The sequence below is a fragment of the Peptoniphilus olsenii genome (genome assembly GCF_040545475.1).
GTDB lineage: Bacteria > Bacillota > Clostridia > Tissierellales > Peptoniphilaceae > Peptoniphilus_A > Peptoniphilus_A olsenii.
The window spans coordinates 19,696-31,770 of the sequence record NZ_JBEPMA010000003.1; the positions used below are offsets into that span (position 1 = coordinate 19,696).

At 29.9% G+C, this 12,075-nt stretch carries 6 protein-coding genes; all 6 read left to right on the top strand.

The window, feature by feature from the left end:
- Positions 1–80: 80 nt before the first annotated feature.
- The 6 genes from ABID14_RS03415 to ABID14_RS03440 all read left to right on the top strand — a co-directional run bounded on the left by ABID14_RS03415 (position 81) and on the right by ABID14_RS03440 (position 12,067).
- Positions 81–1,526 carry an APC family permease gene (locus tag ABID14_RS03415; RefSeq protein WP_354367154.1) on the top strand — a complete coding sequence of 482 codons (1,446 nt, stop codon included), beginning with the start codon at positions 81–83 and terminating at the stop codon, positions 1,524–1,526.
- Between the two features lie 80 nt (positions 1,527–1,606).
- Positions 1,607–2,926 (top strand): M18 family aminopeptidase, encoded by a 1,320-nt coding sequence (locus ABID14_RS03420; protein WP_354367156.1) that lies wholly within the window; start codon positions 1,607–1,609, stop codon positions 2,924–2,926.
- Positions 2,927–3,407: 481 nt separating this feature from the next.
- Entirely contained in the window at positions 3,408–3,671 is a 264-nt protein-coding gene (locus ABID14_RS03425; protein ID WP_354367158.1) for a hypothetical protein, read from the top strand.
- Positions 3,672–3,674: 3 nt separating this feature from the next.
- On the top strand, positions 3,675–4,268 hold the full coding sequence (lepB, locus tag ABID14_RS03430) for a signal peptidase I (protein WP_354367160.1): 594 nt from the start codon (positions 3,675–3,677) through the stop codon (positions 4,266–4,268).
- Between the two features lie 22 nt (positions 4,269–4,290).
- Positions 4,291–10,509, top strand: a complete 6,219-nt coding sequence (locus ABID14_RS03435) for an MSCRAMM family protein (RefSeq protein ID WP_354367162.1) — start codon at positions 4,291–4,293, stop codon at positions 10,507–10,509.
- Position 10,510: 1 nt separating this feature from the next.
- Complete coding sequence (locus ABID14_RS03440; RefSeq protein WP_354367164.1) at positions 10,511–12,067, top strand: SpaA isopeptide-forming pilin-related protein; 1,557 nt, start codon at positions 10,511–10,513, stop codon at positions 12,065–12,067.
- The last annotated feature ends 8 nt before the right edge of the window (positions 12,068–12,075 follow it).

The window sequence follows — 12,075 nt, forward strand, 5'->3', positions numbered from 1 at the left end:
ATAATCTTCTTTTTATTAAACTACATACAAATAAATACATATATTTTTATATGAAAAACATATCGAAAGGAGAAAGAAAATTGATAGAATCAGAAAAGAGAATTAAATGGTATATGCTATCATTTATGGCGTTTTCTACTCTTTGGGGTTTTGGTAACGTTGTAAATGGATTCTTATATTTTAATGGCGTTCAAGTTATATTCTCGTGGATAATGATGTTTCTACTTTATTTTATTCCAAACGCTTTTATGGTTGGAGAATTAGGTAGTGCATTTAAAAATGAAGGTGGAGGAGTAACTTCGTGGATTCGCTCTACAACTAACGAAAAACTTGCATATTATGCTGGATGGACTTATTGGGCTTGTCACATAACATATATTGCCTCCAAAGGATCAGGTGGACTTAAGGCTTTATCTTGGATGATTTTCCAAAGTTCTGAAGCTTATGATGCTATACCGACAATATATATTCAAGTTGCAACCCTTGTTGTATTTTTATTTTTCTGTTGGGTAGCTAGTAGGGGTATTAACCCTCTTAAAAACCTTGCAACTCTTGCAGGTTCATCTATGTTTGTTATGTCGATTTTATATATTTTGATGATGTTTGCTGCACCTAAAATTAATCCAGGTGGAGGATATTTATCAGCAGACTGGACTTTTGACAATTTGATACCAACTTTTGACATGAAGTATTTCACTTCACTGTCAATTCTTGTTTTTGCAGTTGGTGGAATTGAAAAAATGAGTCCATATGTAAATAAAATGGAAGGTGACCCTTCTAGAGCTTTTCCTAAAGCGATGATATTTGCAGCAATTATGGTAATTATTTCAGCTATCTTTGGCACTATAGCAATGGGAATGATGTTTGACCCTGAACTTATAAACGCAAGTCCAGAAGCTTTTGACTCATATTTAGCTAATGGTGCATATATGGCTTTCCAACAGCTTGGTGAATATTACGGAATAGGCAACACATTGATGATTATTTATGCACTATGTAATACAATTGGACAATTCTCTACATTAGTTGTAAGTATTGATGCTCCACTTAGAATGTTATTAGAAGATGACAGAGCAAATAAATTTATCCCAAGAACTCTTCTTAAAAAGAATAAATATGGTGCATTTATAAACGGTATAAAACTTATTGTTATTCTTTGTGGTGCAATAATAGTAGCCCAAATAGTAGCACCAGGTGCAGCAGCAGTATTAAGACAGCTTACAAAATTAAATTCTATAGTAATGCCACTGCGTTATTTATGGGTATTCGTAGCATATATTGCACTTAGAAAGAAAACTAATGAGTTTCCAAGAGAATATAAATTCGTAAAAGGCAACGGAATAGCTTTATTTTTCGGTGGATGGTGTTTCTTCGTGACAGCAGCGTGCTGTTTACTTGGAATAATCTCAGATGATCCATTCCAAATGATGTTAAATATTATCACACCAGTAGTTTTAATAGCACTTGGTATGATTCTTCCAGTACTTCGTGCTCGTGAAGACAAAAAACTAGGAATTGAAAAATAATTTAAAATTAAAGAGTCGGCTATCCGGCTCTTTTGTTTTAATAAATAGTATTAAGGTAAAAATAAATTAGAGGTGAAATCATGAAATATTTAGAATTAGCAGAGGAACTACTTGAATTTAATAAAAAAAGTGCAAGTATGTTTCACTCTATAGACAATATAAAAAAATACATGGAAAAAGAAGATTATATCTATTTAAATGAAGGAGAAGACTGGAATTTAGAAAAAGGAAAAACTTATTATACAACTAGAAATGGATCAAGTTTAATTGCTTTTAAAATTGGCAAAGATTTGAGCGATTATCACTTCCAAATGACAGCATCGCACAGTGATTCACCAACATTTAAAGTAAAAAGTGTTCCTGAACTTGAAGGACCTGATGATTATATAAAATTAAATGTAGAAGCATATGGTGGAGTTATAGATTCAACTTGGTTTGATAAACCGCTTACATTAGCTGGCAGAGTTCTAGCGAAGAATGGAAATAAAATTGAATCAAAATTATTATATATAGATAAAGATATCTTAATTATTCCAAATGGACCAATTCATTTTAATAGAAATATAAATGACGGATACAAATATAATAGACAAGTAGATCTTTGTCCACTATTTTCAGCTGGAGAACTCGAAAAAGGCTCATACGATAAAATGATTGCAGAAGAAGTTGGAGTATCAGAAGAAGAGATAATAGCTAAAGACTTATTTTTAGTAAATAGACAAGAAGGTAAAATTTGGGGAGTAGAAAAAGAATTTATATCTACACCAAAATTAGATGATCTTGAATGTGCATTTACTTCAATGAAAGCATTTATATCTTCACAAAATGATAAAGCTATAAATGTGTATGCTTGTTTTGACAATGAAGAAGTTGGCTCTAATACAAAACAAGGAGCTATGTCCACTTTTCTATATGACACATTAAAGAGAATAAATAATAATCTGGGTTATAAAGAAGAAGAATATTTTAAAGCAATTAGCAAAAGTTATTTAGTCTCATGTGACAATGCACATGCAGTTCATCCAAATCATCCAGAAAAAACAGATGATGAGAACAAAACATTTATGAATGGTGGAATAGTTATAAAAGAAGCTGCAAACCAAAAATACACATCAGACGCATTTAGCCAATCAATATTTAAAACGATAGTATCTAGAGCAGGAGTGCCTTATCAACACTTTGCAAATAGAAGCGACATTGTAGGAGGCTCTACACTTGGAAATCTTTCCAATACACAAGTTTCAGTACATGCAGTAGATATTGGTCTTGCACAACTAGCAATGCACTCTAATTACGAAACAGGAGGAGCAAAAGATGTCTACTATGCAGTAAAAGCACTAGAAGAATTTTATAACACGAATATAAGAATCGACAGTGCAAATTCTGTAGAGATAGAGTAAATAGAATTATAACAATAGAATAAAGTTAAAAGACTGCGAGGGCAGTCTTTTTTTTATGAAAATTAACTTTTTCAGAAAATCAGCCATAAAGAAAATAACGTTAACATTATATTTTTATATATTAATTGATTTTAATTCACATTTAATTAGAGTATAACAATTTATATATAAAAACAATTGAACATTTAAAGAATATTTTATTATGTTGATAAATTAATCGATTTTATCTAGCTAAAATCTTAATTTTCTTGTGGAATTATTATATAAAGAAATGCAAAATACTAAATATTTGATATAATAATACTATACAATAATTTCATATAATAATCATTTTATATGTTTATACAATAATGTTTATATGTGAAAAAATAAAAATATAGAAATTATTTATATATAAAATTTTTAAGTGTTATTAATATTAATAGTGGATTTTTAGAACATCGTTTTCTAAATGGATATTATGTATTGTTTTGGAGAGATTATGGACACTAATAATATACGAAAATTATCTAGAAAAGAATTGCTTGAGCTTCTCATTGATCAGATGAAAGAAAATGAAGAACTTAAAGTAAAATTACAACAAAAAGAAAGAGAGTTGGAGAATATACATATAATATCAGCTAAAGCTGGTTCTTTGGCAGAAGCTTCGCTAGAACTCGTGAATATTTTTAAGAAAGCTGATGAAGCGGCAGAGTTATATTTAAATAATTTAAAATACATAAATGAAAATGGAGAAGATTCGTAATTTATGCTATTAAAAAACAATAAAAATTTGAAGGAAATACCGAATATTTCTAATCTTGAAGAAGAATTAGATAGAGTAAATAAAAAGATAAAATTTAATAAAGCTGTAAGATCCACAATATATGGATTAATTGTAGTTACGGCAGTTGCCATTTTAGTTGCGACTTTGTGGATGCCTATACTTCAAATATATGGAAATTCTATGATTCCAGCTATTTCTGAGGGCGATATAGTGCTGAGTTTAAAGTCTAAGTCTTATAGCAGAGGGGATGTTGTGGGCTTATATTATGGAAATAAACTGTTGGTCAAAAGGATAATTGCAGGTCCTGGAGATATTGTTGATTTTGATTATGATGGAAATGTTTATGTAAATAATGAAAAGCTTGAGGAAACTTATATCAAAGACAAAGCCTATGGAGAGATAACTATAAGACTTCCTTATCAAGTTCCAGAAAATAGATGGTTTGTACTGGGAGATCATCGCCAAACGTCAATAGATTCCAGAAATCAAGTAGTAGGAGCAATAGCAGATGAGCAAATTGTCGGTAGAATTGTTTTTAGGATATGGCCAATAAATAATTTAGGAAATATTAATTAACTTATTTTAAGGTGAGATAGAATTGAAAAATAAAATTTTCGAAAAAATAGCTAATATCTATAGAGAAAAGATATTAAATAAAAAACTTCATAAAATCTTTGTTGGTCTCGCTGCTGTTGTTGTGTTTATTACCTCATATGCATTGATTTTACCTGCCATTACCATTGAAAAGAATAAAGCTATTGATAATAATATTCCTATTGACAATGATAACTATGTTTCAGAAAGCTTGCAATTAGATGACGTCAATAAAGATACCCCAGATGAAGATGAAAAGCCTAGTGAGGATTTTCAATTAAAACCCTATGATTATGAGGAGAAAAAGTTAGAAGAAGATTTAAACAAAAAAATAGAAGATAATAAAGAAGAGAAAAAGATAGAAGATAATAAAAACATTGATTTTAACGAAGAATCAGAAGAATTAACTAAAGAATACATTGAAGAAGAGAAAGAACAAAACGATATTTTAATTAAAAGAGATATTGATTTTTCATATAATAACGGCAAAATTTTTGGTAAGGTTAAAGTTCTTAATTCGTTGTTGCCTGAAAATGCAGTGTTAAAAATATCTCCAATTGAAAATAAAAATATTGAAGACGGCGATGTTTATAACAAATTAAATTATTTTTCTTATAAAGATTATTTATTAGATAAAGATGATAATAGAATAATAAATAACTCCACTATTTTTGAACAAATAAAACTTAATGCAGAAAAAGATGATGCGCTATTTAGAGAATTTGATTTTAATAAAGATAGTGAATTTATTAAAAAAATTAATCAAATTGAAGATAAAATAGATGGCAAAGTCGAAGAAGTTTTATTGTTTGATATTTCTTTTTATACATCAGAAGGAGAATATCTTCCTGTTTCCGAAGATGCCACAATTAACTTTTCTCTAGAAGATTATAGTATGTCTAAAAGTAGTGAAGAAGAAATATTGGTGGCTCATTTTGATAAAGATGGGCTTAAAATTTTGCCTACAGAAGTTCAATTAGATAATGAAGATAAAGTGGAAGAAGTTGTATTTAATACCAAAGGTTTTTCGGTATTTGCAATAATTAAACAATCTTCATGGACAGAAGTTAGGCTTCCACATGATGAATATACAATAATCACGCCTTCTTCTGCAAATGAAATAAAGACAATGTCATTAACTAACGATGGTTTAGTGGGTTTAAATTTAAATTTAGATGATGTAGTTGCGAGAAATGGCGGTTTAAATACTGAAAGACCATTTGAATTTAAGAATTTAGATAATAGAGATTATTACACTTCTTTTGCGATTAATAAAAACACTGACAATACTTACACTATTCAGAATAAAATCAATAGATGGTACCTATCTTTTGCAGGTGGCGACATAAGTTATAGTTCGACACCTACTAAATTTAAACTCTTTGAAAATGCGAAATATCCAGGCAAAGTTAGGATACAAAGTGCTGAAAGTTTAGGAGATAAACCTTTAATACTTGTATATAATAGTTCTAATAATAAATATGAAGTCCGTCAAACCTACGACATAGATGAAAATATAGATTATTCCTATCATCAATTTATTAAAAATAGAATAGGTTCAGTTTATAAAAAATTAAGTACTCAAGATTTGAACAACATGCCTGAATCTGCTGAATTTATTATTGTAAGTGAAAGAGCAGGTACGGCAGCGGGTGTCTATAGAAGTTTGTCGTCTAATTTAGTTGATTCAAAGTATACTTCCCCATCACAATACCATTTTGACAGTGTCCTGCTCAATAAACAAAATGATAAATATTATTTGGAATATGACCCTAAAAGAAGTAATCGATATACTGAACCTAGCGATTGGAAATTTGAAAAGGTAGAAGGAGAAGCCAATACTTTTTATATCAAAGATGATTTTGGTAATTATTTAAAAACAATATCAAATCCTGTTATCACTGGGTTAAATAATGGTGCATTATCACTTGTAAATAAGGAAGAAGTCACTAATCAGAGACTAATGACTGACGAATTTAAGTTCAATATGAAAATATATACAAATGGAGAGGTAGAGTTAATCAATAAAGCACAAGTTTCTGGTAGAAACTACGGAATAAATCTAGACTCGAGAGATCATACTTCTTGGCAAGCTTGGCCAACTACTGATAATAATAGAGTATTTCTAGCTAAAGAGGACGATAGTTCTTTTAAAGATTTAGGTCAAAATGAAGATAATTTAGTTGAGGCGATAGTTCCTGATGGAAACTATATTATATCCAATGAATCAGCTACTAATATTATATCTAGAAGAAAAGCACTCACTAAATTGCCAGTTATTTCATCTAAAGATATAAATGGACAAATTATGAATGGTAAGGGAAAATATTTCATAGGTGCTGACATGTTTAATTTTAAGAGGATGCCAGATGGGAGCTATAGAATAACTTCAGAAACTCTTGAAGAACTTAACGAAAGCCTTAAACTTACTAATGTAGATACTGGCAATAATGAATATAAAAGACTTTATTTTGGTTCTACAAAAGTTATGAAAGACTCAGATATTTTAAAAATATCAACAACTGAAGATAACCCGGATTTATTTTATATCTACAGTCAATTCGGATCACTGCAGCTGTTTAATTCTATTTGGGCTTCCAAAGTAGGAAATTTAGGTGAACCTTTGAGGCTATACCGTGTAACTGATAGAGATAGGGCTTATAATACCAGATTTACACATCAAGAAAACATGCCTACAGAAAAGCTAGCAGATATTTCTAATGGAAAATATACTATCGGTAATAGTCCAAATATTCAAGATGATTTTTATAATCCAGAAGATTCAAATCACCAAGAGTTTGTGGATAGACAAGTTTATAACAGTTTGCAATACGATTTTACTAAAGGAGATGGCTGGCTTCATTTTAATGAAAAGACTGAAAATGATAATACAAAACATCATACCGTTGAAAGTGCAGATGAAAACTTTGATTTAAGTGAATGGGAATTTATCCAAAGTGGTGATCCAGGCCATTATTATATAAAAAATAATAATGGAAATTACCTAAGTTTAGCAGATGGAAAACTGCAACTAACTTCCACTGAGACAAAGCTAAGTATTTATAAGAATGATTTAAAGTACGACCAAATCATAATTACACAAGGCAATTATAGGTTGCGTTATGATAATGGATGGAAAGTTGTTACCACTTATACCCCATTAAATAACAGTGATTACCACTATTTAGGTGCTAAAATAATAGATAATTTAAATTTCAAGTTGACTAATCCAGATGAAAATCACGCTAATAATTGGCTAAATAATGTTCGACTTAATGAAAGAGTTTGGGCAGAAGATTTGGATAATAGCTTAGCAAATAATATACCTAAAGGTTATTATGAAGAATTGGGACCAATCGGCCGAGCATTTAATAAACAGAATGCAGGAGTGAAAAATCCGTATACAAATTTATATAGAATGAGTCAGAGTCTTGATAATTTACCGACATATATAAATGATGAAGCATTAAAAGATCATTTCAAAGAATATGGATTGTTAGGTTGGGAAATAGAAATTGACGGCATAACTTATTTAATAGATAAAGATTCTGATTTTACTGAGATGACTAAAAAAATAGATGGAACTGATGTCAGCGGTATAGTCGTTAAAAAAGAAAATGTAACTATAGATTATATAAAAGCGGAGGAAGATTTATTCATTCCTTTCAATAATGAATCGCCGCTTACTACCAAATGGTTGGAGTTATCGTCTCCTCTTTATTTCTATTTTAACTTTGGCAAAGGAATAATGGATGTTGAAAGAGGTATCAGCTCTTCTGAAGCATTGCAAAGAGAAAATAACGTCACAATCACCCCAGTGCTTGCTTATGGAAGGGTATTTTTTGGACAAGAATTAGATTTAAATCATGATAATACTTCTGTTATAACAATGGATTATAATATCAAAAATAAGATTAAGAGTAATAATTCACTTCAGTTCCCAAATGAATTGTCCGATTTATTAAATGAAGATATAGAAAATCAATTGGTGTTTAATTATATTAGTTCAATTCCGACAACAAATGAAAATATCAATAATGAAGTTCTATTTTATGAACCCAACTTGCCAGTGACAAGTGATTTTATAAAAGAACAAGGACTTGGGTGGGTCAGAGAAACTAATAATGTATTGGGTATTGTAAAAAAATCAATTGAAAATGATGCTGATATAATTTTTGAACCTGATAAGAGAAATATTACTACAGATAATTATAAAATCGATTATATAAATTTAAATAAGACAAATAATGGGAATTTTTTGCAAGGTATAGTTTATGCCAAAACTGCAGAATTAATTGTAGAAAAAGCTTTTAAAAACTTGACACCTGATGAACTTGAAAAAATAAGACAGCCTCACGAAACTAGCTATGGCACTTTTGAGAATTTTCATGTTGACATTATGGTTGATGAAAATAGAAGTAATGGGGATCGCAGTAGAGTATATGACGATGTATTATACAAACTATCATTTAATAGAACTGAAAGCGGAAATACCATTGCGACGAGATATCCTAAAGTGGGCGATATGCCAATTGCATACTCTTCAATTGAAAGAGTTAAAACAATATATGAACCTTCACAATATAAAGTAAAGTGGGTTGTGAGAGCTTTTCAAGACGAACAATTTACTTTACATGAGAAGGGAGTAAACATAAAGGATGATACAAGAACTCTTTATTCTAGAATAGAAGAATATAAATATGGCGTGGATAGACCTCTAGAAGTTAAGAGGAGTTTAGATGCTAATCAGATAGAAGAACTTAAAAATATAAAGTCTGATGTTTTAACTTTGGGAGAGTACAATTATGTTAGATTTAACAATCTATATACAAATGGCGGTGTTGTCTTAATTAAAAAATATGACAAAGACACATTGCAAAGAGTCAAAGGAATTGAATTTGCTTTATATAAACTTGAAGACGATGATGAAATATTAATTGGAAGTAATTTAACTTCTGAAAATGGGACAGTTGCATTTCGTGATTTAAAAGAAGGCAGATATCGTTTAAAAGAGATACTACCTGAAAACAGTATTTATAATGAATTAGAAAATATTGATTTCGAAATGGTAAAAATTCAAGATGCACAGAAAACTTATTACACTATAAAAGAAGCTATAAATAAGCCGCAAGAGTTCATAATTAAACCTAGTGAGTTATTAGATGGACAAGTCACTACAAATTATATTGAAATATATAATACAAATAAAAATAAAAATTTGGTAATCGAGAAAAATTTCCAAGATATTCTCTATACCGAGTATCAAGAAGTTCTTCCGAATTTTAAGGTTATAGTCTTTGGTGAAAAAGACGGAGTTGTTTATTCGAAAGAACTCAATTATGAAAATGCTAGCTCATCCACTTATTCACAAAAGATTATTTGGAAACTTGATTATTTAGAGGCGGAAGATAGTACTACGAAAATTTCACCATTCGAACTTGATGAAATACAAATCCGTGAAGAAAATTATGAACATAATAATTATCCTGTTGTAAAACGCAAGGCGTACTTCAATGGAGTCCAAAAGAATTTAATTGAATATCCATTTATCATTAAAAAAGATGAATTAAATCAAGATGAGGATGCATCGAATACTTTTAAAATTCAGAATTTATATACTGATACATTTGAGGTAGTAATCCAAGTTTATGGTAGAGATAAGAATTACAATCACAACAGAGCCATAAGTGATATGGAATTTGAAATTTATGGTGATGCTGATGAGAGTAAGACCGATACTATGGGAAGAGAATTTGAAAATTTAGGTATTTTATATAGATTAGATAAACCATCTAAAGAAGGTGGAGACCTACAAAGAGCTTTTACAACGGATTCAAAAGGACAGACTAGAATTTTAAATTTAGTTTATTACAAAGGATCTAGGTATGTAATAAGGCAATCTAAAAACCCAGGTGATATTGAAGGACAAGAAGATGTTATTTATTATGGAATTGAGAGACCTCTCTTTATAAATTTAAAAGAGGTAGATGGCGAGCTTGTTCCAGTTGTTAGTCCAAATGATTCGGTAAAGGGTAGAATGGAAACAAGCTATCAAGGTGGTATGCTGATAATTGATATAAATTTAGATAGGACAAACTATAAACTTCCAGAAACTGGAGGAGTTGGAATTAATTTTGTTCATAAAGTTGCCATGGGAATAATAATACTCTCGGCAGCTTTATTATATAAAAATTATTATTTATTTAAAAAAGGAGAAAAGTAAAATGAATATGCTAAAGAAAAAATTTATTTCAATAGCGTTATTATTAGGATTAATTATAACAACATTTGTTCCTAACCTAGTAGATGCTGCAAGTGAAGGAACGATAACCGTAGAAAACCCAACTGAGGGCAAAAATTATACTCTATATAGAGTATTTGATTTGACTTACAATGAAGAGGTAGGTGCATATACTTACACAGTAGCTAAAAAAGAATTTGAAAATGTATTGCAAAAATCTGAATATAGTGCTTTGTTGTCCACTAAAAATATTACTAAAGCAGGTGAAAGCTATAAAGTAATTAATGCAGAACCTTTAAGAGATGGAACAATAAATCCATATGATTTTTCTATATGGTTACAAGATAAAATTGCCAATTTTGAATCTATTGGAGCTTCAACTAACACAAGTCCTAAACCAACTTGGACTGGATTAAATCCACTGGGATATTTTATGGTTAAATCTGATGCTGGTACAGTAGTTTCTTTGACTTCTACAGATTATGAGGCGAAAGTTTATGAAAAAAATATTTTGCCAACATTTACCAAAACAGTTAAGGGTGGAAGTGCTGATGATTATAAAAATTTAGCTTATGCAAATGTAGGAGAAGAACTTGATTTTAAAATAACATTTGATGTTCACAATCATGCCAATGCAGCTTATACACTAAAAGATGTATTACCTGAAGGCTTAGACTTTGTAGAAGGTTCATTAAAAGTACAAATGGATGAAGGTGACTTTGCGGCAGAAAAATATACAATTACAAAAAATTTTACTGATGGAAAGAATCTTGAAATAAATTTCCCGTTAAAAACTGTACAAGAAATAGCAAAAGGCTTGCGTGGTGAAAATAACACTGTGGATAGAGATAAACTCGAAGATAAAAAAACAATCACTATTGTGTATAGAGGGAAATTAAATGCTAAAGCTAATATGAGTAATCACAATACTTTCACGGAAGATAATTCTAACAAAAATAGTGCAGAGCTTAATTATGATACAAGTGTAGACCCAATAAAAGCCGCAGCTGAAGTTAGAACTGCTGATTTTCAAATCAAAAAATTTGCCAAAAAAGATGACGAGGAAATTGTACTTTCAGGTGCTAAATTTAAAATCTTCACACAAGGAACTGGTGGCGAAGCTCTAAGATTTGCAAAAGAAGATGCAGGCGAAATCTATATTTTAGGTGGAGATGTAGAAGAGATAACTACTGATGATTCTGGAATTTTTACAATAAAAGGACTTAAAACTGGCACTTATTATATAGAAGAAACACAGGCTCCTGATGGTTTTAATCAACTTCAAAATAGATTTAAATTAGTTATTGCAGAAGATAATATATCTGAACCTACAAAATTAGAATATAAATTGACTATTGAAGAAAATCAAGAAGAACAATTATCCGACAATGTAATAAAAATTGAAAACATGAGTGGAAATAAACTTCCAGAAACTGGTGGTATTGGACGTAAGGTAATTTACACTGCAGGTGGAATTTTATTCTTCGGTGCTCTAGTGCTTCTTATTGCAAGAAAGAAAAGCAATAGCGAAATAGATTAATTTCAAGG

Coding starts and splice junctions, on each gene's coding strand:
- ABID14_RS03420 (WP_354367156.1), top strand. CDS start 1,607: ATGAAATATTTAGAATTAGCAGAGGAACTACTTGAATTTAATAAAAAA.
- ABID14_RS03425 (WP_354367158.1), top strand. CDS start 3,408: ATGGACACTAATAATATACGAAAATTATCTAGAAAAGAATTGCTTGAG.
- lepB (WP_354367160.1), top strand. CDS start 3,675: ATGCTATTAAAAAACAATAAAAATTTGAAGGAAATACCGAATATTTCT.
- ABID14_RS03440 (WP_354367164.1), top strand. CDS start 10,511: ATGAATATGCTAAAGAAAAAATTTATTTCAATAGCGTTATTATTAGGA.